Below are 24,732 nucleotides of genomic sequence, written 5' to 3'. Positions count from 1 at the left end.
TGCTGGGCTGCTATCTTTATTATAAGAAGAAGCGGGTGAATATACCTTGACATGCGTCAAATAAAAATCTTTCGTTTTTTGACGTACGTCAAGGAAAGGGTCGGGGGGATTACACATAATGGAGATGAGTAAAAATGGAAAGAAAGTGAGGCGGAGGGAATGGGAAACATATGTATCGTGTACGCAAGTATGACCGGAAACACAGAAGAAATTAAGGATATATTAGCAAGCACGTTAAACACAGCCGCCGAAGCAGATGTGTATATGATGGACAATACCGAAGCGGAGATTATAGAAGACTATGATTATATCCTTCTCGGTTCGTATACGTATGATGACGGCGACATCCCATTTGAGGCGGAAGATTTTTACGAGGAACTGGAAAATATGGATTTGACAGGGAAAAATTTTGCTTGTTTCGGAAGCGGTGATACGTTGTATGTGGATTTTTGTAATGCGGCTGTTTTATTTGAAGAACGGGTTCAAGAGCAAGGTGGTAAAATCATGGAGCCTGTCTTGAAGGTGGAACTTTCTCCTCATGATGAAGATCAGAAGGAGAAGTGCTTGAAATTTGCAGAGAACGTACTTCATTTTATTGCAGCTGACAAAATAAAAAACTAGTTAAAAGCGAACCCTTCCTTGAGAGTTCGCTTTTTTCAGCATCGTTGGAATCTTAATGTTGCTATTTTGCTGGTCTCCGTTTTCACAACATCATAGAACCGTTTTGAAGCTGTTATTTCGGGTGTTTGCTGTTTTAACAACTGCATACGGGTTCTATGACGTTGTTATTATAATGATTCGCGGCTTTTAGAACCTCATACACGTGCTATAGTGCTGCTATTTTCCTGACTATACGTTTTCACGACTCCATAGTACCCCTATGAGGTCGTTTTTTTAACAAATCGTTGTTTTCAAGGCCTCATACAAGTACTATGATGTCGTGGTTTCTCCGTTTCACTGTTTTCAGGATTCCATAGCGCCTATCATGTATTTGTAATTTGCCGTAATGAAATTTTGTCCAGCAGGCGAATGCGCCGGTGGCCGTGTTGTTCAATCCAGCCTTGTTTTTGGAAATCGGTCAGCTTACGACTGAGTGTTTCTTGGGTCGTCCCGAGATAAGAGGCAATATCCTTTTTGCTCATTGGCAGGGTAAGGTTAGTCGTCTTCTGTTCTTCCGCTGTTTCCAGTAAATAATAAGCGACACGGTGTTCTGTGTCCTGTGAACTGAATTGAGTAATTAATCTTTCAGTCTGACTCAGGCGGCGACTGACTTCTTCCAACACCTTCATTGCTGTTTCAGGATGCTTGATAAGAACGTCCTGAAAAGTACGCCGAGGAATCACGCAAATTTCAGCAGCAGAGGAGGCTTGTGCGTAACTATCGTGAATGTTTTTCGCAAATAAAGATAATTCTCCCATGAAATCACCTGACTCAAGGATTCGGAGAAGTTGTTCTTTTCCGTTATCCGTTAGATGGGTGACTTTTACTTTCCCTTTATGAACGATATAAAGAAATTCCTCTTCATCGCCGGCGTGGAAGACCATTTCTCCTTTTTGAAAATCTTTCACATGACTGAGAGCAGCAATTCGCACCATCTCTTCTTTATCCAAATTTTGGAAAATAGGGACCAGCTGGATACAATTCGTCTTAAGCTGATGGTCTTTGGACAATCGGAACGCCTCCTGTTTTTGTCTATTACAATTATTTTGAACTACCCACCACTTATCGACCTTACGGTCTGATTGAAGTGGGGGATTCCTAAGAACACCAACCTAACGGTTAGTTATGGATTAGGCTATCCCCGCAGTTCCTGCGGTTAATCGTAATGCCTCGTTACGAAGATTCATACTTGCGTTAATATCTCTTTGGTGATGCGTTTTGCACATAGGACATTCCCATTCACGCAAAGCAAGATTTTTAACGTCTTTATGCTTGTGACCACAATTCGAACACAACTGACTTGAAGCAAAATTCTTAGCTACGGTCACGACTTGTTTTCCGTACCATTTCGCTTTATATTCGAGCATTGTTCTAAACTCTGACCATGCGACTTCACTAATCGCCTTTGCAAGATTATGATTTTTTAACATATGTTTAATAGACAAATCTTCAATCCCAATGATGTCGTGGTTTTTGACAATATCGGTAGAGATTTTATCTAACATATCTTTTCTTGCGTTTGAAATTTTTTCGTGAAGGCGAGCCACTTTTATTTTTTGCTTGTTCCAATTAGAAGAGCCTATTTGTCGTCTTGAAAGGATACGTTGAGCTTTTGCTAATTTTTCTTCTAATGTACGAAAGAATTTTGGGTTAGCATATACCGTTCCATTTGAAAGCGTGGCAAAGTCTTTCAATCCTACATCAATCCCGATGGATGAACCTGTCTTTTTTAATGGTTCAACTTCTGTTTCAGCTAAAATTGAAATGAAGTATTTACCCGAAGGGTTACGTCGAATCGTTGCATTCATGATACGCCCTTCCACTTCACGACTTTTAGCAAAACAAACAAGACCGAGTTTTGGTAATTTAATATGCTTATCCAAAACACCAATATTCCCGTTTACACACTTTGTTGTATAGGATTGAATAGGATTCTTTTTTGATTTAAAATGTGGTTCACCATTTTGTTTTTTATAATATCGAGTGTAAGAATCATTTACAATTTCAACGGATTTTTGTAGGGCGATACTATCAACTTCTTTTAAAAAGGAATAGTGCTTCTTTAGTTCACGAACCGCCTTAATGGATTGATTTTTATTAAAGAATTCACTCTTCCAACTGTTTTCAGTAAGTTGACCATTCTGCACCATTTCATTCACGATATACCAATACGCATCTTTCTCTTTTTGTTTTCCGACAAAATAATTGTATACAAAGCGAGAACATCCAATCGTTTTGTTAATCAGTTCAATTTGTTTTTTGTTTGGATAGATGCGGAATTTGTACGCTTTTTTTGCTAACATTGATTTTCACCTCCCTTTCATGTATTATTTTAATATACAATAATTATACTATATGTTATTTTAATACACAACATAGGAGGTCTAAAATGTCACAGGTTTTAAATATGCGTTATCCAAAAGAACTATTGAAACGAATTGATGATTTTAAAGAAAAAAAGGGTTTTACGACTCGTACCCAAACAATTATCTACCTCATTCAATACGCTCTCGAACAGTCGGACAATCGAGATAGCTGAAGCTATCCCTTGTCCGAAGGCGATTCATCCCCCACTTACTCATTGGACTTCGCCCTTCACATTCCTTGAAGATGGGGGGTTTTCTCGCCTATTTCAGATAAAAAACATCGAGGTATAATGCCATCTAAGGGAATGTAGGTTAGAGAGGATAAAATAAGGGACAAAGGACATAGACTCCAACTCAAGTGTAAAGGAGGGAGACGATGAAAGCAGTTGTGATAGCAGATACACATATGCGAAAACGAGAGCAGAAACTACCGTCTCGCTTGATTGAAGAATTACAGACGGCGGATGTCATTATCCATGCAGGTGATTGGCAGAGTACCTTTGTGTATGCAGAATTAAAGAAGTACGGGGAAGTAACCGGGGTGTTTGGAAATGTTGATGGTGAAGAAATGAAAAGCCTTTTACCGGAAAAAAGAATAATGGAAGTAAATGGTTGGAAAATAGGCATTGTTCACGGTCACGGGAATAAAAAAACAACCGAACAACGTGCAGTAGAGGCATTTACAGAACCCCTAGATATCATTATTTTCGGGCATTCTCACTTACCGTTGCTTCGTTATAAAGGAAAAACGATGTTGTTTAATCCAGGGTCACCGACAGCAAAACGAAAGCTGCCTCACTATTCATTCGGTATCCTTCATCTGGGCGAAGAAATGCAGGCTCGGCATGTTTTCTTTCAAAAATAGTCCATATCACGTGAAAAACGGTCAAAAACATGCTTTTAGCTCGCTCGTACCCTATAATTCTCTAAAATATGTTATAATCAATCTATCAAAATTTTGTGTGAAATAGTTAGGTGGGGAAATAAAGATGAAGTACGGGTTTGCCAATCGTGTGAATCATATGCAGTCATCAGCAGTGCGGGATATTTTGAAAGTAGTTAACAGAGGGGATGTTATTTCATTTGCTGGAGGACTTCCTGATGAGAAGCTCTTCCCAGTTGAAGAGATGAAAACGGCTTTCAACAAGGCGCTGTCCTCTAATCCTAAAGTTTTTCAATATGGGGAAACGGAAGGGGTGCCTGCATTACGTGAACAGCTTGCGGCGCGGATGGCCGAGAAAAATATTCACCGCAGTCCGGACAATATATTGATTACCTCTGGATCGCAGCAAGCCATTGATTTATTTGCGCGGGTGATGTTTGATGAGGGGGACATCGTTTTAACGGAAAATCCTACGTACCTGGCAGCACTTCAAGTGTTCCAGTCCTACGAGGTGAATATCGTACCCGTCGAGTCGGATGAAGAAGGCATGCTGAAAGAAGATTTAGAAGAAAAAATCCAAAAACTGAAGCCAAAGTGCATTTATGTCGTGCCGACGTACTCGAATCCAGACGGAAAAGTGTGGTCGCTCGAACGTCGTAAACATTTATTGCGTTTGGCTGAAAAATATCATACCCTTATTTTCGAGGACGATCCTTACGGTGATATTCAGTTTGAAGAAGAAGAAACAGTCGTACCGATCGCCTCCTTGGACGATAATCAATACGTCCTGTACACGAGCACCTTTTCAAAAACGGTCGTGCCGGCGATGCGGACAGGCTGGATTACCGGCCCTTACCAAATAATTCGTATGATGGCCCAAGCGAAGCAGGCGACCGATCTGCACACGAATTCGCTTGCTCAGCATGCGCTCGTTCACTTATTGAATGAGATGGATTTGGACGAGCACATTCGGACGCTCCGCAAAGCATATAAAGAAAGAATGCATGTGATGAAGGATATTTTTGATCGCGGCGGGGATGCGCTTCCGATTCGCTACAAAATGCCAAAAGGCGGCATGTTCTTCTGGGTAGCCATGCCCGAACATGTAAATACGACCGAGTTGTTAAACCATGCGGTGGATAACGGAGTCGCATTCGTGCCAGGTGCGCCATTCTATGTCACCGAGCCCGCCCAGAATACGATGCGTCTCAACTTTACAAATGCCGAGCCGGAATTAATTGAAAAAGGAATGGAGCGGCTCGTGGAAGTAATGAGCCAGCCCTCAGTCGGCGCAGCAGAATAAAGCGAGAAAAAAGCTTCCCAAAGACGGGAAGCTTTTTTCACGTTTCACTGATAACATGCTCTTTGTGCGTCTTGTCCGGTACGTAAAAGGGATGCCGTAGCAATTCTTTTAAGTAATAATCCCCCTTCGGATTCTTTTTCTGCAATAGGGCAAGTGTTAGTTTTACATCGTCCAGGGCACGGTGATTTTGTTCATCACTGATACGGTGCCAGCGGCAGAGATCAAGTAATTTCCTCGTTTGAAACCCGTATTGTTTCCAGTCAATACCACGTACTGAGCAATGCCAGGGGATTTGCTTCGTACGTGGGAAATAACGCTGAATAAAGCTGCTGTCAAATCCAGCATTATGTGCGGTAATCAAGTCTGACTCTGAGAAAATACGTTCAAAACGCGGACGATCGAGTGACTTCCCGCGAACGTCGTGATCCCGGATACCGTGAATTCTCGATACACGTTCAGGAATGGAAAAAGTCGGCTCGTTCAGTTCATTCGCTTCCTCCATCACCTCCATAACAGCCCCGCTCTTTTCGTGGACACGGACAAGTAACGCTCCGATTTCAACGATCTCATCTCTTGTTTTAGAGAGGCCGGTTGTCTCCACGTCGACAATAGCCACTTTCTTGCCTTGATATAAATTCGCATCCTGTTCATGAGCGAGCCACAGACGTTCGACGCCGGTAAAATCGGTTTCTCTACGGATTGTTTGGCTGTTATGTATATACCACGTCAATGCTTTCGGTTCACAACGGAGCCGCTGCTGAACAAGGTCTTTGGAAATGCCGGGATTGTCAGCAACACATGCCATTAGACAGTTGTGTGCCCGTTCCATTTCATCAATACGTGTAAGTACTGCTTGATTTTGCGCAGCCGTATAAGCCCCAGCCTGGTAAGCGCGAAGCACCACATCCCGTGCTTTTTTAAACTGGTCAAGCATCGCAAATGATTGAATGAGTACATCGCGACACGGGATGAAGCGGGGGACATCGTCTTGGAAGCGGCTGATCACGGCGGGCAGTTCTTTCATCCCTTTTTCACACAGCTCCACCACTTTATCTATATCCTGCAGACGCTTGTATATGTCAATTTCAGAGTTTAAAAGATGAAAACGCTCGATTATGGAATCCATAACAAATTCCTCCATTATATGATTAATTCCATTTTACAGGAAAAGAATGTCGGTCCGCTAGTGTTAAATTTATTTGTTAAAATGCAACATATATATTGCAAAAAGTTAACTATTTTGTATAATGGACATAACAACAGGAAAAAGGAAGACTGGGGGAGAAAAAATGAAAGAAAGAGATGAAAGGGTTACAAACATGCAGAATCAAATCTACCGTGAAATGTATTGGGTTGTATTCGCGGTAGTAACAGCTTCAGCAGTAATAAAGTTTATCCTTTACGGAGTGGAGTTCCGTAACGTGGCCACAGAATTTGTCATTCTGATTGCGCAAGGTATTTATTACAGTGTTCGCTCCTCACAATTGGGATTGTTCTCGGCAGAGGTGGAGATGCATGACCGGAAGAAGAAAATACCAATGTGGAAAAAGCAGCTCTTGATTGGCCTTTTCCTTGGAGTCGGAATGGCGCTCTACATGGGAATTCATAGTGCGGTCATGTATGCGGATGGCACACGGCAGTCCTTCTATTATTTTATTTCGGTTTTTGGGGTAGCTCTTTTGATCTATGTACCGTTTCTGGCAGCAGTAATGGGGATTAGTTATTATACGGCCAAGAGGCAGAGCGATAAAGCCATGAAAAAAGAGCTGGACGACTGCGATGAGACGTGGTGAGGACGCATGAAAAATTTAAAATTAAAAACAGCACGAGTCGAGAAAGATTTGTCTCAAGAAGAGTTAGCGAAGCATGTCGGCGTGTCGAGGCAGACGATTGGGCTGATTGAATTAGGGAAGTATAACCCTAGCCTTAAGCTCTGTGTAGCTATTTGCAAAACGCTCTCCAAAACATTGGATGACCTCTTCTGGGAGGAATAAAAAAGCACCCTATAGGCAGACTTTTTTTAACTGTCTACTCTATAGGGTACATTTTAACGAGCCCTGCGCCTTGCTTTATTAATTATTCCACGATGTGTTTGATTCGTCCTACGTTTCCGTCTTCTAATCTTACCTTAATGCCATGTGGGTGATGAGCGGATTTTGTTAACAAGTCTTTTACAACACCGCGCGTTAATTTCCCGGAACGTTGGTCTTGTTTTAGTACGATGTCTACTGTAATACCGGGGCGGATACGTTCTCGTTTTTGACCATTCATGAAGATATTCCCCTCTATATGAGTTTGATTTTCCGTGTTTTGTTCAGACTCTCGACAGAAGATCTGTACAACATTTTACCATACTTATAATCCGAACGGTTGAATACAGTACGGTCGGATTATTTGGTTAAGGCAGTAAGCTAATGTCGTTCCGTCAACATACTTCGCTTTCCGCGGTCACGGCCTCGGGCCAACAGGATGTGGGTCACAAAGGCGTTGCCACAGGACGTGGCGATCTTAGCCTTTGTTCCATCGCCTTGGTTAGATAGTCTTCGGCTCATGCTGTTCCCACAGGATTTTGACTACACGTAGAATATACTTTCATCACGTTGTTCGACTTTTCAATAACCATTTTTAGATTTGACCCTGCCTCTTCTTATAAAATAGAAACTAGTGTGAACTGCTTTCGTCCTCTTTTCTTAGTATGATAGAGGATTTACTTGGTGTTGTTTCGGAGATGATTTCTCCGCGGCGGATTGAATACACGACGGCGGCTTGGCGGCGTAGTGTCTCGAATTCGTCGCCCGCATCGAGGATAATAAGATTGGCAGGTTTACCTTCTGTAATCCCGTAATTATCCTCTATATTCAAGGTACGCGCACTATTTGTTGTAATTAAATCGAAGGATTTGCTAATCTCATCATAGCCGAGCAATTGACAAATATGCACGCCCATATGAAGGACTTGCAGCATGTTCCCCGTTCCTAACGGGTACCACGGATCAAAGATATTATCATGGCCAAATGCTACGTTAATACCAGACTCCATCAGCTCTTTTACTCTCGTAATTCCTCGTCGTTTTGGGTAAGAGTCAAAACGACCCTGCAAGTGGATGTTTATTAAAGGATTCGCGATTATGTTCATGTCCGCTTTTTCCAGTAGTTTAAAAAGTTTAGCTGTATAGGCATTGTTATACGAATGCATAGCGGTTGTGTGGCTTGCCGTGACGCGCTTTCCTAAGCCTGTTCGCAATGCTTCAGCGGCCACTACTTCGATAAAGCGAGACTGCTCGTCATCCGTTTCGTCACAATGAATATCCACAAAACGATCGTACTTTTCGGCTAATTGAAAGGCAATTTTTACTGATTCAACACCGTACTCCCGCGTATACTCAAAATGCGGAATCCCACCTACACCGTCAGCACCTAACCGAAGTGCCTCTTCTAAAAGATCTTGCCCCTGCTCCGAAGAAAGAATACCTTCTTGCGGGAACGCAACTAGTTGTAAGTCGATACAAGAAGCAAGTTCTTCTTTTAGCTCTAATAAAGCGTGAAGCCCCGTTAGTTCAGGATCTGTCGTATCCACATGAGTTCGTACATGTTGGACGCCATATGAAATTTCCATTTCCAGCGCTCTTTTTGCACGTTCCTTCACGTCCTTCTTTGTCAGTAACTGACGGCGTTCGGACCATCTCTCAATTCCTTCAAATAAGGTGCCGCTTTTATTCCATTTTGGCTGTCCGGCTGTTAATGTGGAGTCGAGATGAATATGTGGATCGACAAATGGCGGAAGCACTAATCTCCCGTCTGCATCCAGTGTATTATCTCTATTAGTTTTACCCGCTGTTGTTATTTTTTCGATTATACCGTCTTCCATATAAATATCTACCAATTGCTCTGTTTGTGGAAGCTTGGCATTCGTAATGATCATTTTTTACATCACCTTATCTTTTTCTGTAGTAGGAGGGTGTACCTCTTCCGGTATTTTTGTGTTACGTTCTGTTATTTTTACAATGATAACGTATGAGAGGGCTGATGCAATTAAGGCATTAATTGGCGCAATCCCCGGTATAAAATGGGCGGCTAGGATTCCAATAGCCCAAGCGGAAAGCGCCGACCAGCGGACTGCTTTAAACTGCATCGCTTGGTATGCTTTGTAGGCTCTCTTATTGACAATGAAAAAGTCTGCCAAAATAATCGCGCCAATTGGTGGCAGGAAGGTACCTAAGAAGTCCAACCAACCTGTAAAGTTGTTATAGAGCCACATCGCAAACACAGTTCCGATAAGCCCGTTAAAAATAACAATTTTGTTTTTAGAGATTTTCGTGATGTTGGAAAAGCCGAGGCTGGAGGCGTAAAGGGCATTATCATTTGTCGTCCAAATGTTAAAACCTAATACGATAATCGCGGGGATAATTAAACCTTGTGTAAACATTACCTCTGAAATGTCTGATTCACCGGTGGAAATAGCCCCTATTGCACCGAAGACAAACATAAGGGAGTTACCGATAAAAAAGGCGATGAGTGTTGTTACCACACCTGATGTTTTGTTTTTTGCGAAACGGGTGAAGTCAGGGGTTAAGGTGCCTGCACTGATAAATGAACCGATACAGACAGTTACAGCTGCAGCCAGTCCCATAAATTCAGCAGGCTGATAATCAATAAGGCCTTGAAAGCCACCGACGTTATCCGTTGCCTTGAATACAGAGAAGCTGCCTAAAATTGCAATGGAAGGAACGGCAATAAAGCTGAGAATCGCTAAAGCTTGCATTCCAAAGTAGGCAGTGGCCGTCATGAGTATTCCGCTTATAAAGATAAGAGCGTATTCATTGATGCCGGTCACAATTTGAACGGGTAGGGCAAACATGGCAGCGCCGACTCCGAACCAGCCGACTTGAGTCGCGCCTAACATAAACGAGGAAAGATAAGAACCTTTTTCGCCGAAAGCGTAGCGGGCGAGCAGATGGGTGGAAAGGCCTGTTTTGGCAGCGATATATGCAAGTGAGCCTGTATATAGGCCAAGCACAAGATTTCCGGCCAATACGACCAAGATGAATTGCGTGAAGGTTAAACCAACGCCAAGTGTTCCTCCTGACCACATACTAGCGGAAAAAAACGTCAAACCAAGCATGACGACCAGCATTTTCCAAAAACCATTACGGTGCGACTGAGGGACAGGTTCCAAAGAAAACTCTTTATCTTTCAAACCCATAGTAACTCCTCCTTATTTTGATTATTCTGAATAAAGGTGAACCAAATAGCCACTGCAACAGAAATTAGATTTCACCCCCTTAGAAAAAGGAAAAGCCCGGCAAGAATAAATATTCTTCACCGGACTTTTCCTTCCAAGTGTCATAACATTCCCCCTCGGACCAGACTTCATCTGAAGTGATAGAACGGAACCCTAGAGAAAGTATTCAGTATTCAAATTGTTGATTTCATTATAAAGCGCTTACATTAGATTTGTCAACATACTATTTTGAATATTTGGAACTATTTTCAGTTAAGGGCCATCTGTGACGTTAGACCCTTTATTTAGTTTTGGCCGCTATTGCGCGAACAGGTGAACCATCCAAACCTGTTAGCTTTAAAGGAAGAGCGATGATGAGCGGTTTGTCAAAGTCGATTTCAGCAAAATTAGTAAAGTTCTCTCCAATGATGCCATTCGCTTTCGTAATGGCGTCGTGGGCAGCAAATGAACTCCCATCTGGTGGGTCAATGTTTAAAGCGTCGATAAAAAAAGTACGAATGCCCCGCTTCAAGAACGCTTCTACTACCTCCTTTGTAATGTAGGGATGATTATAATAGTGTTTCGTACCAAGGTGCTGAGACCAGCCTGTGTGGAAAAGAGCTATTTTCCCTGCATGCAACAGTGGTAAATATGTTTCTACATCCTTAAAGGAAATCCCTGACTCCGGTGCTTTATGTGTGACATCGATCAGCACCCCTTCCCCGATAAATTGCTCTAAAGGTGATTCATCAATTCGGTGCCCCGTTGGATTAATATGGTACGGGGCATCAACGTGGGTACCAGTATGAGATCCAATAATGAGTTTGCTGACATTGTATCCGTCTATTTCAATAGAGGCGGCCTGTGAAATATCAGGTTCCGGGTCTCCGGGATAGACAATAGTGTCACTCGTTAGTGGAATGGAAAGGTCTACTATTTTTGTAAATGGCATGCGTACCGCTCTCCTTTTTACAGAAGTAACTTATTCGTGAAAAATGTTCGCGACAATTTCGTAAGAACGCAGCCGCGCCTGATGGTCGTAGATTTGTGAATGAATCATTAATTCATTTGCCAAGGTGTCATCTGCGAAATCCTGCAATTTTTGTGCGGTTGTTTCAGGACTGCCAATAATAGAGGTTCCAAGTTGATGATGGAGTGCTGCTTTTTCCTGTTCATTCCACATTTCTTCCATGTTTTCAACGGGTGGTTGCAAGGGTTTTTCGGTACGCCGAATTAGATTTAGAAATTGCTGCTGCAAGGAAGTACTGAGAAAGGCTGCTTCTTCGTCCGTTTCAGCTGCCACTACATTCACGCAGACCATCGCATACGGTTCAGAAAGCACGTCTGATGGCTGAAAGGTGCGATGGTATAGGTCCAGAGCCGGCAAAGTATTGTCAGGTGAAAAATGACTCGCATACGCATACGGCAGGCCGAGCTGGCCAGCTAGCTGGGCACTGAAGCCGCTTGATCCGAGCAGCCAAATTGGAATATCAATGTCTTTCACGGGAAAAGCCCGGATTGGCATTGGTTGAGAGGAGCGGGATGGATCAAAATAGGTACGCAGTTCTTCCAGCTGTTGCGGGAAATCATGACCGCCACTATTGCTATTGCGGCGAAGCGCCTGAGCTGTCAGCTGATCCGTGCCAGGGGCGCGCCCGAGCCCAAGATCAATACGGCCGGGGTAGAGTGACTCGAGTGTTCCAAACTGTTCTGCAATTACGAGCGGGGCATGATTGGGGAGCATGATGCCACCTGAACCTACCCGGATGGTGGAAGTACCGCCTGCGACATGGCCAATAAGAACAGAGGTGGCTGAACTACCGATAAATGGCATATTATGATGTTCAGCCATCCAAAAGCGGTGATAACCAAGCTTCTCCGTATGGCGTGCTAATTCAAGCGTATGCTGAAACGATTCGGAGATCGTGCTGTTTTCCTTAATGGACGACAGGTCAAGGACCGAAAAACGAATATCTTGAAGTCGTTTCTCGCTTCTGATTCGAGCCATGGTCTTGCCACTTCCTTCATTGATATAGTAATTTAGATTTCCCATCTAGTGTAGCAATGATAAAGAAACAGTGAAAACAATATGAGCTAAATCATTAAAAATGACCAGGCGTGAATCAAGCCTGGTCAACTAGGGGAGGGGGATTAACGCATATGCCCGCCGCCGTGATAATCTTGTGGGTACATATGGGTGTTCGCTGTACGGTGGGTTGCAAAGGTATCATAAACACCGGATTCATTCTCCGTATCAGCTTCCACAAGCACTACAATATAATTTCGTTTTAAATAGCTTTCATAGTCTTTTGCGTGCTCTTCCGGTATGCCGGCCCCGACGAGAGCACCGACAATTCCGCCGCCGCCGACACCAACTCCTGCACCGCCAAGGGCAGCCGCTATCGGTCCTGCAGCAGCAATTTGTCCGAAGCCTGGGATAGCGATTAACCCCAGACCGACAATGGCGCCAAGGATACCACCGCTGCCAGCCCCAATACCTGCACCTTTACCGACGTTTTTGCCTTTTCCAGTTTCAGTGGACCGGTTTAAAGATTCCGCTTCTGTTTTATTACGAAGTGCATCCAAATCATTGTCATTTTTTGAAAAGACCGAAATGTCTTCCGTCGCATAACCATCCATTTTCAAAGCCTCAATTGCATTGATGGCGTCTTGCTGATCTTGGAATACACCGCCGATAATTTTCTTTTGCATGGCTGGCGAACCTCCTTAACAAGGAATGAGCTTTCTTTCATGCAATACCCTGTGCATCTAGAAGGAAAACTCATTTTTTTGATCGCGCTATTGGGTATCCATGCGCAGACGGTTGTTGGACGGCAGCAAGTGTGTAGCAAGATACGTGTGAAAATAATACTCGCCAAACGCCAGGACAAGAGCTACAAGTAAGGAAGCATATATAGTAGGAATGTCTGGTGTGAAAAAGGCGAGGCCAAATAACCAGATAATAAACAAGGAAACGACGAAATCAGTAACTGTCGCCGGGAAATTTAAAATTCTCGGCAAAATAAACAAATCGAAAGGATAAGAAATGGCACCGATTATAACCGTGAGAATGAGAACGTTTCCTACCGTAACACCAAAGCCGACCGTCAAAATAAGCCACAATGCGAAGAAAGTCATAACTCCTTTAAAGAGCAATGCTTTTACATGTTCCATGATAAAGCTCCTTCCCTCCTTGAACAGACAATTTTATTATTCCCTCATGCTGCTCTTATATGTGCTTATTTCCAGCTTGATTCACAGCCAAACATTTAAAAACACTTTTCAACAAAAAAGATTCTTTGTTAGGGTATGTTCTCATTTTGTAAATCCTTCCAGAGACGGTTATCTTTTATGTAGCTATGTTTGTAAGTCAGACGCACTTTTGTTACGATGTCTTCTTTAATATGGGGTGCCTGGGCAAAATAAACGTATCGTGTTGGGAAAAGAAAATCAACAGGCACTCGATATAAATCGTTTTTGCTGTTTGATTGTATACGTAGCCTCGTGGAGGCATCATCAGTGGGGAGGCAATCGTTTAATGGGTTGAATTTTGTTTGGGGAACAAACGCACAGCCATATTGGTGTTTTACAAAGTACTCAATTAAATCTAATGTGTCTGCTTCCGCAACAACGTAAGGATTCTGTATCAGTTCATGGTCATACATATCATCTATAATTTCTCTTACATTTATTCCTCTTTGGGGTAAAACCATCGGAAGTGTTGATAAAGCTTTAATAAAATCGGCACGAATGAATGTTAATGTTAGGTCATTAAACTTCTCAAAATCCTTCAAAAAAATACGTTTTCCGACCAAGTAAAAGTATTGTTGATGAACCCGTACTGCATTAAGTTTTCCGGGTGTTAAGTGGGATCCGAATAGGCCATAGTCAAATGCCCCTTCATGGAGTTTTTTAATGATATTAGGTGAATTTGAAGTGACAATTTCAACTGTGTTTTGCTTGCTTAAGAAAAAGTGACAGAATTTCTCTACCATTGAAATCAATGGTGGAGCTACTCCTACTTTTATTATTTTGTTATGCCCATGTTTTAACTTTACTGTATGTATGCCTTCCTTTAATATATCTAAAGCCCGATTAGCATATTGTAAAAACTCACGGCCTTCATCAGTAAGGGTAATTCCTCGGTTATTTCTATTATATAAGGTAACTTCCAGATCTTTTTCTATAGATTTGATCTTTTTGCTAATGGCTGATTGCGTTAAATTCAAAGATTCAGCTGCTGATCTTAAACTCTTCTCTTTTGAAACAGCTAATAAAATCTCTAAGTCATGTATGTTCATAGCAGACTCCTCTCGGGTATGTTTAATTTAGCGATTCCATTTTTTCATAACAGAAAGATTGTTTTTAATTATATCATAAATTAAAGAATTTCAACTATTCAGTAATAAGAAGTTTAAAATATGGAGGGGAGCGTAAAACATGAAGGCATTAGAGGGTATGAAAGTTCTTGATTTAACCAGAGTAATGGCAGGCCCCTACTGTACAATGGTGCTGGGTGATTTAGGTGCAGAAGTAATTAAAATCGAAAAAAAACAAAAAGGTGATGATACAAGGTCAACTGCACCATTTATTAAAGGGGAAAGCGCTAACTTTATGCAAATTAATCGTAACAAAAAAAGTTTAACATTAAATTTGAAAGAAAAGAAGGGACAAGAGATTTTTTTGGAGTTGGCAAAAGGAGCAGATGTAATAGTGGAGAACTTTCGTCCCGGAGTTATGTCTAAGCTAGGTTTAGGATATGAAGATGTTAAAAAAGTGAATTCAGAAATTATTTACTGCTCCATTTCTGGGTTTGGGCAGACAGGCCCATATCGGGATAAAAGAGGGTTTGACATTATGGCACAAGGAATGACGGGGTTAATGAGTATGACAGGTGAACCGGGAGGGAGGCCGGTGAAAGTAGGAATAGCCATTAACGATTTAGCAGGGGGGGTAACAGCTTTATACTCTATATTAGCTGCGTATATTTACAAACTTAAATCTGGTGTGGGTCAATATATTGATGTTTCCATCATGGAGGCAGGATTAGCCTGGACGATATGGGAAGCAGCTTCTTATTTTGCTGAAGGAACCGTACCGAAACCAACCGGCTCAAGACATCGGATAAGTGCTCCATATCAAGCTTACAAAACAAAAGATGGGTATGTCCTTGTGGGAGGCGCCAATCAAAGCAACTGGGAACGTTTTTGTTACCATGTTGTCAATAGGTCAGAGTGGGTGCAAGACCCAAGATTTGCATCGCCAAATGATCGTATAAAAAATGTAGATATTCTAGAAAAGCTTATTGAAGAGATACTTGTTACGGAAGGTACTGATTTTTGGGTGGAAAAGTTAGACGAAGCAGGTGTTCCAGGTGGCCCGATCAACACGTATGATCAAGCTTTGTCCGATCCGCATGTGTTAGCTAGGGACATGGTACAAGAAATTGATCATCCCACTATAGGTAAACTGGACGTACTTGGGATTCCAGCAAAAATGTCAGAAACCCCGGGTGGTGTTGGAATGGCTGCTCCCATGTTAGGAGAACACAATTTTGAAATACTACGAGAACACACACAGATGCATGACGATGAGATTCAAAATCTTCAGGAAAAAGGAATAATATAAGGAGGTAAATTGATGGGGGACTGTATTTATGCACAGACAGAGGGATCAATAGCTACAATTTATTTGAACCGACCCGGAAAACGTAATGCCATATCGATAGAAATGTGGGAAGGTCTCGGAGAAATTGTAGAGGAACTGCGAAATAACTCCAAGGTGAGAGCTGTAGTAATTAGAGGACAAGGCGAAAGGTCATTTTCTGCAGGTGCCGATATCGGTGAGTTTAACTCTGTGCGTGCATCCTCGCAATTAGCCAAAGAATACAATACTTTTGCAGAAAAGGTTGAACAGGCTCTCCTCCATTTAAATAAACCGACAATCGCTATGATTCAAGGTTATTGCATAGGGGCAGGATGTGAAATTGCGCTCACATGTGACTTACGTTTTGCATCAAGTGATTCTATATTTGCCATAACTCCTGCAAAATTAGGGATGGTATATAACTTATTCGGTATTAAGCAGCTTGTTGATCTTGTAGGGCCAGCTCACACGAAAGACATATTGTATTCAGGGAGAAAAATACTAGCTGAAGAAGCAAAAAACATGGGACTGGTAAATCAAATATATCCCCCTGAGGATTTAAAATTAGAGGTTTACAAGTATGCTGAAAGAATTGCCGCTAATTCTTTGACTTCCATACAAGGTTCTAAAAAGATTGTTCAAGATGTTTGTGATGGAGTGCAGGATGAAACCGATGAAATGAACCGACGAATATATGATTCTTTTGATAGTGAAGATTATCAAGAAGGAATTACTGCTTTTTTAAATAAAAGAAAGCCGAATTTTAATAGATAATTGTCTCTTAAAATCTATAGGGGGGATTCAAGTGAAGAAATCTCAACAGTTTTTATTTTTGGTTACTCTGATTGTGGCCATGATGTTCGTTATTAGTGCTTGCGGGGGACAAGACGAAACGACTTCCACAGCAGACAGTGGCGGTAATGGTGATGAAAAAGGAGAAAAAACAGCGACCGCGGAGGAAACAACAACGATGAAAGTTGCGTTCGGACCTGGAGAAGGTTCTTTACCTTATGATACGGTAGTTTTGTTTAAAGATTATGTGGAAGAGCATTCAGACGGAGAAATTGAAGTTGAGTTGTTTCCAGATAGCCAACTTGGCTCTGACACTTCGGTATTAAATGCTTTGCGACAAGGAAACATTGAAAGCACATTATTATCTACTGCCTTAACGAGTTTAGTGCCTGAATTTGGTGTTTTCGATATCCCTTTTTTGTTTGCTAATCGTGAGAAGGTAGAGCAAATTGCTCACGGAGAAATTTGGGAAGAAGATTTGAGGGGAATGTTACCGCAAAAGGATTTAGTTGGGATCGGCTTCTGGGAGGCAGGTTTCAGGCAAGTAACGAACAATGAAAAACCCATTACAGAACCGGAGGATTTAGAAGGCTTATCAATAAGGGTGCCTGAGAGTGAAATCCGCATGGCATTGTTTTCTCATTTTGGCGCTAATCCTATAGCTATGGACTTCGGCGAAGTGTTTACAGGATTGCAGCAAGGTGTCATTGATGGTCAAGAGGGTCCATTATCTAATACGAAAGGTGCTCGAATGGAAGAAGTTCAAAAATATCTTTCCGTAACAAATCATGTATATTCTCCTGCTTATATGATAGCAAGCAAAAAGTGGTTTGACAGCTTATCCGGTGAACATCAGAAGATCATTCTTGAAGCTGGGCGTTATGCTGGTGACGAGATTAGAAAACAGGCCGAAGAATTAGATGGAGAATTATTGGATTATTTTGAACAGGAGGGAATGGAAGTGAATCAAGCCAATGTGGAAGCATTTCAATCAGAAATGGATCCTGTTATAGATATTATAAAAAATAAAATAGACCCTGAATTTGTTGATAAAGTCGTTGAGGCAGCAAAGTAAATGGAGAAGTAGTTGTTTGTTTTTTATATTTAACCTTCCCGGACGGCCCGGTTTTCGTTTCCGGGAAGGTTACCATCTCCAATGGAGGTAATGGCTATGATTACATTATTTTCTCGTCTGATAAAAGGAACATTAATTTTATTAATGGTTATGATGGTGTTCTCAGTTGGTTACGGTGTGTTTACTAGATATGTGTTAGATAATGCTGCTTCATGGACAGGAGAGTTATCCAGTTATATTCTCGTTTGGGTCACGTTTCTTGGTTCTTCATGGGCTGTAATCGAGAAAAAGCACATTAATGTAGATATTTTAACAAAAACTATCCCATTTTCTCTTCAACTGATAATTAAAGTTGGCGTACATGTAAGTTTATTAATTTTTTCTTGTTTACTTGTATATTTTGGAACGATTGTATCGATTGATAATCTAGACAACAAGGCATTAACGTTACCGATCACTATGGGTTTGGTGTACTGTGTTATACCTATTAGCGGTCTTATTATGTTTAGCGGCTTTGCTAAGCAGGCCATTCAATTATTCACTGAAAGAGCGGATTCTGTTCATTAGATTAAGGGATGGAGATAGGAGGTGAGCAAATGATAATCATAGTGGTTACAGTTTTGTTTGCTATGGTGCTAATGAGTATGCCTATAGGGTTTGCATTAGCGATTACTGGTTTAATTTTTTTACTGTTTTTCAGTACCGTTTCACTAGAGATTATCCCTGTTGTCATGTTCGATGGGGTTAACAGCTTCCCTCTTCTTGCGATTCCCTTGTTTATGATTGCAGGAGAGTTGATGAATGCTTGTGATTTGACACGGCGCTTGATAAATTTTGCTACTAGTATGATTGGGTTTATGAGAGGGGCTCTTGCACATGTTACTGTATTGACATCCTTGTTTTTTGCTGAGATTTCCGGATCGGCAACTGCTGACGCAGCAGCACTGGGAAGCGTTTTGATACCAGAGATGAGAAAGAAAAATTATCCAGCGGGTTTTGCAGTTACGCTTGTTGCTTGTGCTTCGACAATGGCGATATTAATACCCCCTAGTATGAATCTAATATTGTACGGTGTGATTGCCGGAGTAGATATTGGCCAAATGTTTATGGCGGGTATAATACCCGGCATTTTAGTAGGGCTTACCCTTATGGTATTATCCTACTTTTACGCTAAGAAATATAATTTTGGATCGGAAGCACCTTTTTCTTTAAAAAATGTGTGGCAATCTTTTAAAGAAGCATTTTGGGCTTTATTGCTTCCTATAATAATTTTAGGGGGGATCCTAGGCGGTATTTTTACTCCTACGGAAGCGGCAGGGGTTGCAGTAATTACAGCCTTACTTATAGGGGTATTTATTTACAAAAAGTTGAAATGGCGTGATTTGCCATCTATTTTACTCGGCTCTGCCAAGCATACAGCAGTAATAATGATGATTATTTCAGGATCCGCTCTTCTGGGTTGGTATATTACTAATGCTCAACTTGCTCAGGAAGTGGCAGCGTCGGTACTTGCTATAACTGAGAACAAACAACTTATATTGATCATAATCAATATCCTTTTCTTGATGGTGGGGATGATCTTGCATGCCTCCGCTGCGGTTATCATGTTAGTGCCTATCTTAATGCCACTAGTTAACCAGATCGGGATAGATCCCGTGCATTTTGGGATTATCTTAACTGTCAATCTTGCTATTGGACAGCAGACACCTCCGGTTGCGTCAGTATTGTTGACAGCTTGTCAAGTGGGTAATACAAGGCTGGTTGAGACGCTGCCATTTTTAAAATATTTTATACTAGCTATGCTGCTGGTATTGTTACTTGTAACTTACATTACTTCCATAAGCTTATTTATTCCTAACTTATTAAATTAGGAGGTATTCTACTTGAACATAGATATAAATGAATATGAGAATAATTCCTTGTTTCAGCAACTCGAATTTCAGGTTTCTTTTGATGAAGACGCTAAGAAAAGTATCATACACTGTCCCGTTAAGCATACGATGTTAAATCCTGCAGGGATTGTTCATGGCGGGGTTCATGCCTATTTGGTGGATACTGCATTCGGATATCTAGTATCAAAATATAAAGAAAAATTCTACGTTTCTGTAGAATTTAAAACGTCATTTTTAAAAGCTGAAACACAAGGTTGCTTAGCAGCGAAAGCTCGCTTTGTTAAAGATGGAAAGAAGGTATTGTTTACAGAAGGTACGGTGGAAAATGATAGACAGGAGTTGTTAAGTGTAACAACAGCTACCTTTGTTGCTATGGAGTAATAGTTTATCTAGATATGAGCAAAGCAGCAGGAGTTTGATTATGCTCGTATGATCGATAGCTAAATAAAGTAAAAATTTATTGTGTATACGATCATATGAGCATAAAGAATCTATTTTTTAAAGCCTTTCCACAAATTGAAGCAGTTCTTCATCAGGCCCGCGAAATAGTATCATCCTTCCCCCTTCCAGTGTTGGTTTCGGCTCTCCTGATAAAAATTCAATCCCTTTTTCTTTATAATAAAGTATCGCTTTATCTATGTCTTCAACAGTAAAAGCGAGATGGTTGACGTTTCCATCTTTACTATATTCATCAAGTGGTTGAATATCCCGAATCAGTTCAATTTCCATGTCTTTTTGGGACTCTAAATACAGAAACGCCATCTCTCGATTTGGGTTTTTGCCACGCAACCGTAACCTGAAGCCAAATAAGTTTGTGTAGAAATCAATAGAGCGGTCGATATCCGTCACGATAATTGCGACGTGTTCCATTTTACTTATCACAAAAAAACATCCTTTCTGAAGATAATAGTAAAATATCAAGTTTATCTTAGCACACGTTTTCAATAAGAAAGCAGCGTCAAGCAACATTTAGTATGGATAGGTTTAAAAATTATAAATTTTTAAACATAAACGTTTATTGTTTAGAAAGAACGTCTCCAATAAACTGTGAGTATAAATAAAATATTCAAAAATTTCTTTCGTTATATTCGTCCATTTTCAACTGTTTTCTGAAAGGGGGATATTGTTGAATTTCGGAATATATGCAGAATTACAAAACCCAGAACGTAATAAAAAAACTCATGCGCAAGTTTACCAGGAAATTCTTGAGCAAATTGAACATGCAGATAAAAGAGGATTTAGTACGTTTAACACGTTAGAACATCACTGGTTTGAAGAGTTTTCCATTTCTGCTAACCCGATGGCACTGTATGCTGCGGCAGCACAGCGTACTGAAAATATACGTTTTCGAACTTGCTCTCACGTGCTTCCGCTCCATAATCCGATGGTATTGGCCGGACAAGTGGCGGTTACAGACATCTTAACAGGTGGGAGATTGGAACTTGCAGTAGGCCGCGGTCATGCTTGGGTGTTTCCGAAAGCTTCTATACCCCTCGAGGAATCGCGTGGCCGTTTTCTAGAATCTCTTGAGATTTTAGAAAAAGCGTTGGAAGAGGAGAGTTTCTCCTATAATGGAGAGTATTTTAATGTCGATAATGTGAGAGTAGTGCCAAGACCAATGAAAAAACCTCGCATTTTTACAGGAGGCGCAAGTAATCACAACTATGAATTAGCTGGGCAGAAGGGCTGGGGGGTTTTAATTACACCAATGCTCCCACTTGACCACGTAGCCGGCCAATTAGCTCTTTACCGTGAAGTTTGTAAGAAGCATGGAAATACACCTGATATCGTATACGTACAAGCCATGTATTTAGATAACGATGGGGATAGAGCGAGAGAAGAAGCAGAGCCGTATATTAGACAATTCATGAAAGGCAATGTGTCACCTATGACAGAGTTGCCGCCGAAAGCAGAACTAGCAAATAAAGACTTTGGCTTTTATGCAAGTGGTGCTTTGGAAGCACTGGCGGAGATTCCCTATCAAAAATTATTGGATGATGACTATGTTTGGGTAGGATCTCCGGATGAAATGAAAACAAAAGTAAGAAACATTATAAAAGATTGCCCTGAATTGTCTGAAGTATCCCTCCTTTGTACATTTGCAGGGATAGAGCATTGGAAAACGATCCGTACTCAGGATTTATTCAGTAAAGAAATTATGCCTGCTTTTCAAGGAACAAAAAAAGAAAAGCAATTAGTAAATTAGTGTAGAGCGACCTTTAGAAGGAGAGGGGAAGATCGGTGTGCCAAATCAACCCATACAATCAACATACCAGCCTGTCCTTCCCATTCATCTGTATGACAAACAACCGTTGTAGCAAAGACTTTTCAGTAAACTGCGGCGTTTTCATCGTAATGGATGGTTGGCTGAATGATCACAGGGAGTAACACAAAACCTTTCTTATTTTGTTGAAAAGTGTCAAAATAAAGACAACAATCACAAAACAACATGAAGGTGAGGTTGGTCCCGTGAATGTGAAAGCCAGTGAATTTACTTTAAACCATTTAATTAATGTTACGGAGCGTACAGGAGAGAAGTGGAAAAACTTAGAGCTAATATTAGCGAGTGCTGATGCCTGGGGCTTACTGCGCAAAGATTTAATTAATGCCCTTGGAGTTCAGCGGGCGAAAAGGTTTTTACTTCGCTACGGGTATCAATGTGGGGAGCACGAAGCCAAGATTCTAAAAAAGTCAATTGCTTGGGAAAGTGATTTGGATTGGCTTGTAGCGGGCTCTAAGCTTCATCATCTAACAGGAAGGGCCTATTCTTACCCTGAAAATTTCCAAGTAGATATCGAAAAAGGAACTTTTAATGTGTCTGGTTATTGGATTGACTCTTATGAAGCCAGGCAGCACTTGCAATACTTCTCTAAATACCATGAACCAGTTTGCTATTATCTAGTGGGATATGCAAGCGGATACACGAGTGCTTGTATGGGAAAGAATATTATTTTTAAAGAAATTAAGTGTAAAGGAAAGGGAGATGACTATTGCAGCTATTTAGGAAAAGCTGAGGAAGAATGGGAGGATGAAATAGACGAAGAACTATTCTATTACAAAGATGACGATATGTCGGGCGAACTGGACCATATGTATCGAAAGGTGGAACAGCAAAAAGAAAGGCTTGAGGTTGGATATTCTCTTAGCCGGAAATTAAATAGAGCACTTCTTCAAGGAAAAGGATTTGCTGCTTTCGCTAAAATACTGGGAGAAAGTCTTCAGTGTCAAGTAAAGGTGGAGGACAGGCAATTCAAGGAAATTGCATCTTATGGCATTACAAAAGGCATGAGTACAAACATCACAGCGGAAAAAGCATTGCCCCGCAACACGGAGGATATCCCGCTGGATGAAGTGCTGGAAGCGGAGATCCCCGGACAAACGTTTAAATTAGTAACCTTGCCTATAACAGTAAGGAGCCAAATTTATGGATTTCTAACGATTGCGCTTAATCACAAAGTGGATCCATTTTACACGGATCTTTTAGAAAGAGCTGCCACTGTGGCTGCATTACAGGTTCAGAACGAGCGAATAGCGATTGAAACAGAACAGCGCCTGAGAGGAGAATTACTCGAACAGCTGCTGAATAGTAAAGAAACAAACACTGAAGAGATTTACAGTCGTTTCTCTTATTTAGGCTATGACTTAACGAAACCTCATTACGTCCTCCATATTAAAATGAAAGACTTAAGCGATGATGAGGTTTCACGTCCTGAAAATAAAGATCAATTAGAAATCCGCGAAAAATTGGATGCATTCTACCAAGAACAGAATAAATACAGCTCCAATATGCTTCTTTTAACAAAGTGGACGAGTGCTCAAGCAATTGTGTCCGAAGAATGGATTACTCACCAAAGCCGCACAGTTAAAAGATTTACAGAGGCTCTGCTGAAAAAACTACATGGCAAGAATTATCGAATTTATATTGGAGTCAGTGAAGTAACTAAGCAAATTTCAGATTTTTATAAACGGGCGAAGGAAGCAGAACAAGCAGCTGATCTCGCAAGTATACGATCAACATCCTCGCGAGTGATATTAGCGAGTGAGCTGGGGCACTTATCCTTGCTTCTATATGCCAGAGAGCCTGAAGAGTTGAAGAACTTTGCTGAACAAAACTTAGAACCAGTACTAGACTACGATAAAAAAAGGAATGCTGAATTGCTGCAAACGTTGTTTTATTATTCACAAAATGAGTTTAATTTGCACAAAACAGCACGTGAAATGGCGATATCTATCAGTGGAATGCGATATCGTATCCAGAAGATTGAAGAACTACTTCAAATTAATTTGGCGCATTCAAATGATCGGTTTGAAGTACAATTATCGTTACAGATTTTCCTAATGCTCGGGAAAGTATAAAAAGTAGGAAAGGGCCACCTACACTTCACAAATAGAGGAGGAATGACTGAAATGGATGCTAGGAAGTTTAGAGATACGCTTGGACAATTTGCAACAGGAGTAACGGTCATTACAGGAAAGACAGAAAACAAACTGATCGGAATGACCGCAAATGCATTTTCATCACTCTCTTTAGACCCGCCGCTAATTCTAGTTTGCATTGATAAAAAATCAAGCAGCATGGAAGCATTTATGAAAGATCAGCCATTTGCTGTCAATATCTTAGAGAAGAATCAATCGGAAGATTGCTGGCGCTTTGCGAAAAGATCAGAAGATAAGTTCGTAGGGTGTGCATATGATTTTTCACACGACGGGGTGCCGATTTTAAAGGGGAACCTGGCAACCATTCACTGTGACGTAGATGCCATTTTGGAGGGAGGCGATCACTATATCGTAACCGGACGCGTGAAATCGGTGGATTACGATAATGAAAAGGAGCCGCTGTTGTTCTTTAGAGGGAAAATGGGTGAACTGGCTATGACAGAGGCAACGTGACCTCT

27 protein-coding genes are annotated in these 24,732 nt (G+C 41.2%); 15 read left to right on the top strand and 12 right to left on the bottom strand.

Features of this window, described 5'->3' with window-relative positions; genetic code table 11:
• Positions 1-159: 159 nt before the first annotated feature.
• Complete coding sequence (locus LOR49_RS08460) at positions 160-621, top strand: flavodoxin (RefSeq protein WP_240376002.1); 462 nt, start codon at positions 160-162, stop codon at positions 619-621.
• Positions 622-983: 362 nt separating this feature from the next.
• On the opposite strand, the gene LOR49_RS08455 is transcribed toward LOR49_RS08460, so the two are convergent.
• Positions 984-1,670, bottom strand: coding sequence for a Crp/Fnr family transcriptional regulator (locus tag LOR49_RS08455; RefSeq protein ID WP_240376000.1), 687 nt, complete (start codon positions 1,668-1,670; stop codon positions 984-986).
• 120 nt (positions 1,671-1,790) lie between these two features.
• Entirely contained in the window at positions 1,791-2,963 is a 1,173-nt protein-coding gene (tnpB, locus tag LOR49_RS08450; RefSeq protein ID WP_240375999.1) for an IS200/IS605 family element RNA-guided endonuclease TnpB, read from the bottom strand.
• Positions 2,964-3,049: 86 nt separating this feature from the next.
• Here tnpB and LOR49_RS08445 point away from each other — a divergent pair, with 86 nt between their 5' ends.
• The 3 genes from LOR49_RS08445 (at position 3,050) to LOR49_RS08435 (ending at position 5,212) form a co-directional block, all read left to right on the top strand.
• Positions 3,050-3,199 (top strand): ribbon-helix-helix domain-containing protein, encoded by a 150-nt coding sequence (locus tag LOR49_RS08445; RefSeq protein ID WP_240375998.1) that lies wholly within the window; start codon positions 3,050-3,052, stop codon positions 3,197-3,199.
• Positions 3,200-3,402: 203 nt separating this feature from the next.
• On the top strand, positions 3,403-3,891 hold the full coding sequence (locus LOR49_RS08440) for a metallophosphoesterase family protein (protein WP_240375997.1): 489 nt from the start codon (positions 3,403-3,405) through the stop codon (positions 3,889-3,891).
• A 124-nt stretch (positions 3,892-4,015) separates the two neighbouring features.
• Positions 4,016-5,212 (top strand): aminotransferase-like domain-containing protein, encoded by a 1,197-nt coding sequence (locus LOR49_RS08435; protein WP_240375996.1) that lies wholly within the window; start codon positions 4,016-4,018, stop codon positions 5,210-5,212.
• A 37-nt stretch (positions 5,213-5,249) separates the two neighbouring features.
• Here LOR49_RS08435 and LOR49_RS08430 read toward each other — a convergent pair whose 3' ends face one another.
• Entirely contained in the window at positions 5,250-6,338 is a 1,089-nt protein-coding gene (locus LOR49_RS08430; RefSeq protein ID WP_240375995.1) for an exonuclease domain-containing protein, read from the bottom strand.
• A gap of 163 nt (positions 6,339-6,501) precedes the next feature.
• Between LOR49_RS08430 and LOR49_RS08425 the strand changes: the two genes are divergently transcribed.
• Positions 6,502-7,005, top strand: a complete 504-nt coding sequence (locus LOR49_RS08425) for a DUF6773 family protein (protein ID WP_240375994.1) — start codon at positions 6,502-6,504, stop codon at positions 7,003-7,005.
• A 6-nt stretch (positions 7,006-7,011) separates the two neighbouring features.
• Positions 7,012-7,206 carry a helix-turn-helix transcriptional regulator gene (locus LOR49_RS08420; RefSeq protein ID WP_240375993.1) on the top strand — a complete coding sequence of 65 codons (195 nt, stop codon included), beginning with the start codon at positions 7,012-7,014 and terminating at the stop codon, positions 7,204-7,206.
• 82 nt (positions 7,207-7,288) lie between these two features.
• Here the strand turns inward: LOR49_RS08420 and LOR49_RS08415 are convergent, their stop codons facing one another.
• The 8 genes from LOR49_RS08415 to LOR49_RS08380 form a co-directional block, all read right to left on the bottom strand.
• On the bottom strand, positions 7,289-7,483 hold the full coding sequence (locus LOR49_RS08415) for a YwbE family protein (protein ID WP_240375992.1): 195 nt from the start codon (positions 7,481-7,483) through the stop codon (positions 7,289-7,291).
• A gap of 390 nt (positions 7,484-7,873) precedes the next feature.
• Entirely contained in the window at positions 7,874-9,133 is a 1,260-nt protein-coding gene (gene codA, locus LOR49_RS08410; RefSeq protein ID WP_240375991.1) for a cytosine deaminase, read from the bottom strand.
• 3 nt (positions 9,134-9,136) lie between these two features.
• Complete coding sequence (gene codB / locus LOR49_RS08405; RefSeq protein WP_240375989.1) at positions 9,137-10,414, bottom strand: cytosine permease; 1,278 nt, start codon at positions 10,412-10,414, stop codon at positions 9,137-9,139.
• A gap of 319 nt (positions 10,415-10,733) precedes the next feature.
• The gene (locus tag LOR49_RS08400; RefSeq protein WP_240375987.1) at positions 10,734-11,384 is read right to left on the bottom strand and encodes a cyclase family protein; all 651 of its coding nucleotides are present in this window, start codon (positions 11,382-11,384) and stop codon (positions 10,734-10,736) included.
• A gap of 30 nt (positions 11,385-11,414) precedes the next feature.
• The gene (locus LOR49_RS08395; RefSeq protein ID WP_240375985.1) at positions 11,415-12,440 is read right to left on the bottom strand and encodes an LLM class flavin-dependent oxidoreductase; all 1,026 of its coding nucleotides are present in this window, start codon (positions 12,438-12,440) and stop codon (positions 11,415-11,417) included.
• Between the two features lie 143 nt (positions 12,441-12,583).
• The gene (locus LOR49_RS08390; protein WP_240375983.1) at positions 12,584-13,144 is read right to left on the bottom strand and encodes a general stress protein; all 561 of its coding nucleotides are present in this window, start codon (positions 13,142-13,144) and stop codon (positions 12,584-12,586) included.
• Between the two features lie 87 nt (positions 13,145-13,231).
• Positions 13,232-13,606, bottom strand: a complete 375-nt coding sequence (locus LOR49_RS08385) for a DUF2512 family protein (protein ID WP_240375981.1) — start codon at positions 13,604-13,606, stop codon at positions 13,232-13,234.
• Between the two features lie 128 nt (positions 13,607-13,734).
• Positions 13,735-14,733, bottom strand: coding sequence for a LysR family transcriptional regulator (locus LOR49_RS08380; RefSeq protein WP_240375980.1), 999 nt, complete (start codon positions 14,731-14,733; stop codon positions 13,735-13,737).
• A 139-nt stretch (positions 14,734-14,872) separates the two neighbouring features.
• Here LOR49_RS08380 and LOR49_RS08375 point away from each other — a divergent pair, with 139 nt between their 5' ends.
• From LOR49_RS08375 to LOR49_RS08350, 6 genes are all read left to right on the top strand, one after another.
• Positions 14,873-16,060 carry a CaiB/BaiF CoA transferase family protein gene (locus LOR49_RS08375; protein ID WP_240375979.1) on the top strand — a complete coding sequence of 396 codons (1,188 nt, stop codon included), beginning with the start codon at positions 14,873-14,875 and terminating at the stop codon, positions 16,058-16,060.
• A gap of 12 nt (positions 16,061-16,072) precedes the next feature.
• Positions 16,073-16,852 carry an enoyl-CoA hydratase-related protein gene (locus tag LOR49_RS08370; protein WP_240375978.1) on the top strand — a complete coding sequence of 260 codons (780 nt, stop codon included), beginning with the start codon at positions 16,073-16,075 and terminating at the stop codon, positions 16,850-16,852.
• 31 nt (positions 16,853-16,883) lie between these two features.
• Positions 16,884-17,945 carry a TRAP transporter substrate-binding protein gene (locus tag LOR49_RS08365; RefSeq protein ID WP_240375977.1) on the top strand — a complete coding sequence of 354 codons (1,062 nt, stop codon included), beginning with the start codon at positions 16,884-16,886 and terminating at the stop codon, positions 17,943-17,945.
• A gap of 96 nt (positions 17,946-18,041) precedes the next feature.
• The gene (locus tag LOR49_RS08360; RefSeq protein WP_240375976.1) at positions 18,042-18,512 is read left to right on the top strand and encodes a TRAP transporter small permease; all 471 of its coding nucleotides are present in this window, start codon (positions 18,042-18,044) and stop codon (positions 18,510-18,512) included.
• 29 nt (positions 18,513-18,541) lie between these two features.
• Complete coding sequence (locus LOR49_RS08355; protein ID WP_240375975.1) at positions 18,542-19,816, top strand: TRAP transporter large permease; 1,275 nt, start codon at positions 18,542-18,544, stop codon at positions 19,814-19,816.
• Positions 19,817-19,828: 12 nt separating this feature from the next.
• Positions 19,829-20,218, top strand: coding sequence for a PaaI family thioesterase (locus tag LOR49_RS08350; RefSeq protein ID WP_240375974.1), 390 nt, complete (start codon positions 19,829-19,831; stop codon positions 20,216-20,218).
• Positions 20,219-20,335: 117 nt separating this feature from the next.
• On the opposite strand, the gene LOR49_RS08345 is transcribed toward LOR49_RS08350, so the two are convergent.
• The gene (locus tag LOR49_RS08345) at positions 20,336-20,719 is read right to left on the bottom strand and encodes a VOC family protein (RefSeq protein WP_240375973.1); all 384 of its coding nucleotides are present in this window, start codon (positions 20,717-20,719) and stop codon (positions 20,336-20,338) included.
• A 244-nt stretch (positions 20,720-20,963) separates the two neighbouring features.
• Between LOR49_RS08345 and LOR49_RS08340 the strand changes: the two genes are divergently transcribed.
• The 3 genes from LOR49_RS08340 to LOR49_RS08330 all read left to right on the top strand — a co-directional run bounded on the left by LOR49_RS08340 (position 20,964) and on the right by LOR49_RS08330 (position 24,727).
• On the top strand, positions 20,964-22,043 hold the full coding sequence (locus tag LOR49_RS08340; protein WP_240375971.1) for an LLM class flavin-dependent oxidoreductase: 1,080 nt from the start codon (positions 20,964-20,966) through the stop codon (positions 22,041-22,043).
• Between the two features lie 263 nt (positions 22,044-22,306).
• On the top strand, positions 22,307-24,193 hold the full coding sequence (locus tag LOR49_RS08335) for a XylR N-terminal domain-containing protein (RefSeq protein ID WP_240375969.1): 1,887 nt from the start codon (positions 22,307-22,309) through the stop codon (positions 24,191-24,193).
• A 51-nt stretch (positions 24,194-24,244) separates the two neighbouring features.
• The gene (locus LOR49_RS08330) at positions 24,245-24,727 is read left to right on the top strand and encodes a flavin reductase family protein (RefSeq protein WP_240375968.1); all 483 of its coding nucleotides are present in this window, start codon (positions 24,245-24,247) and stop codon (positions 24,725-24,727) included.
• The last annotated feature ends 5 nt before the right edge of the window (positions 24,728-24,732 follow it).

It is taken from the genome of Bacillus piscicola, from assembly GCF_022458745.1.
GTDB classification, from domain to species: Bacteria; Bacillota; Bacilli; order Bacillales; family Marinococcaceae; genus Alteribacillus_A; species Alteribacillus_A piscicola.
This window is presented reverse-complemented; position numbering and strand designations above follow the sequence as displayed.

Excerpts from the sequence above, each read along its gene's own strand:
- LOR49_RS08390 (WP_240375983.1), bottom strand. The coding sequence starts at position 13,144 with ATGCAAAAGAAAATTATCGGCGGTGTATTCCAAGATCAGCAAGACGCC.
- LOR49_RS08395 (WP_240375985.1), bottom strand. The coding sequence starts at position 12,440 with ATGGCTCGAATCAGAAGCGAGAAACGACTTCAAGATATTCGTTTTTCG.
- LOR49_RS08460 (WP_240376002.1), top strand. The coding sequence starts at position 160 with ATGGGAAACATATGTATCGTGTACGCAAGTATGACCGGAAACACAGAA.
- LOR49_RS08375 (WP_240375979.1), top strand. The coding sequence starts at position 14,873 with ATGAAGGCATTAGAGGGTATGAAAGTTCTTGATTTAACCAGAGTAATG.
- LOR49_RS08380 (WP_240375980.1), bottom strand. The coding sequence starts at position 14,733 with ATGAACATACATGACTTAGAGATTTTATTAGCTGTTTCAAAAGAGAAG.
- LOR49_RS08330 (WP_240375968.1), top strand. The coding sequence starts at position 24,245 with ATGGATGCTAGGAAGTTTAGAGATACGCTTGGACAATTTGCAACAGGA.
- LOR49_RS08435 (WP_240375996.1), top strand. The coding sequence starts at position 4,016 with ATGAAGTACGGGTTTGCCAATCGTGTGAATCATATGCAGTCATCAGCA.
- LOR49_RS08370 (WP_240375978.1), top strand. The coding sequence starts at position 16,073 with ATGGGGGACTGTATTTATGCACAGACAGAGGGATCAATAGCTACAATT.
- LOR49_RS08440 (WP_240375997.1), top strand. The coding sequence starts at position 3,403 with ATGAAAGCAGTTGTGATAGCAGATACACATATGCGAAAACGAGAGCAG.
- LOR49_RS08415 (WP_240375992.1), bottom strand. The coding sequence starts at position 7,483 with ATGAATGGTCAAAAACGAGAACGTATCCGCCCCGGTATTACAGTAGAC.
- tnpB (WP_240375999.1), bottom strand. The coding sequence starts at position 2,963 with ATGTTAGCAAAAAAAGCGTACAAATTCCGCATCTATCCAAACAAAAAA.
- LOR49_RS08360 (WP_240375976.1), top strand. The coding sequence starts at position 18,042 with ATGATTACATTATTTTCTCGTCTGATAAAAGGAACATTAATTTTATTA.
- LOR49_RS08430 (WP_240375995.1), bottom strand. The coding sequence starts at position 6,338 with ATGGATTCCATAATCGAGCGTTTTCATCTTTTAAACTCTGAAATTGAC.
- codA (WP_240375991.1), bottom strand. The coding sequence starts at position 9,133 with ATGATCATTACGAATGCCAAGCTTCCACAAACAGAGCAATTGGTAGAT.
- LOR49_RS08445 (WP_240375998.1), top strand. The coding sequence starts at position 3,050 with ATGTCACAGGTTTTAAATATGCGTTATCCAAAAGAACTATTGAAACGA.
- codB (WP_240375989.1), bottom strand. The coding sequence starts at position 10,414 with ATGGGTTTGAAAGATAAAGAGTTTTCTTTGGAACCTGTCCCTCAGTCG.
- LOR49_RS08420 (WP_240375993.1), top strand. The coding sequence starts at position 7,012 with ATGAAAAATTTAAAATTAAAAACAGCACGAGTCGAGAAAGATTTGTCT.
- LOR49_RS08385 (WP_240375981.1), bottom strand. The coding sequence starts at position 13,606 with ATGGAACATGTAAAAGCATTGCTCTTTAAAGGAGTTATGACTTTCTTC.
- LOR49_RS08355 (WP_240375975.1), top strand. The coding sequence starts at position 18,542 with ATGATAATCATAGTGGTTACAGTTTTGTTTGCTATGGTGCTAATGAGT.
- LOR49_RS08400 (WP_240375987.1), bottom strand. The coding sequence starts at position 11,384 with ATGCCATTTACAAAAATAGTAGACCTTTCCATTCCACTAACGAGTGAC.
- LOR49_RS08425 (WP_240375994.1), top strand. The coding sequence starts at position 6,502 with ATGAAAGAAAGAGATGAAAGGGTTACAAACATGCAGAATCAAATCTAC.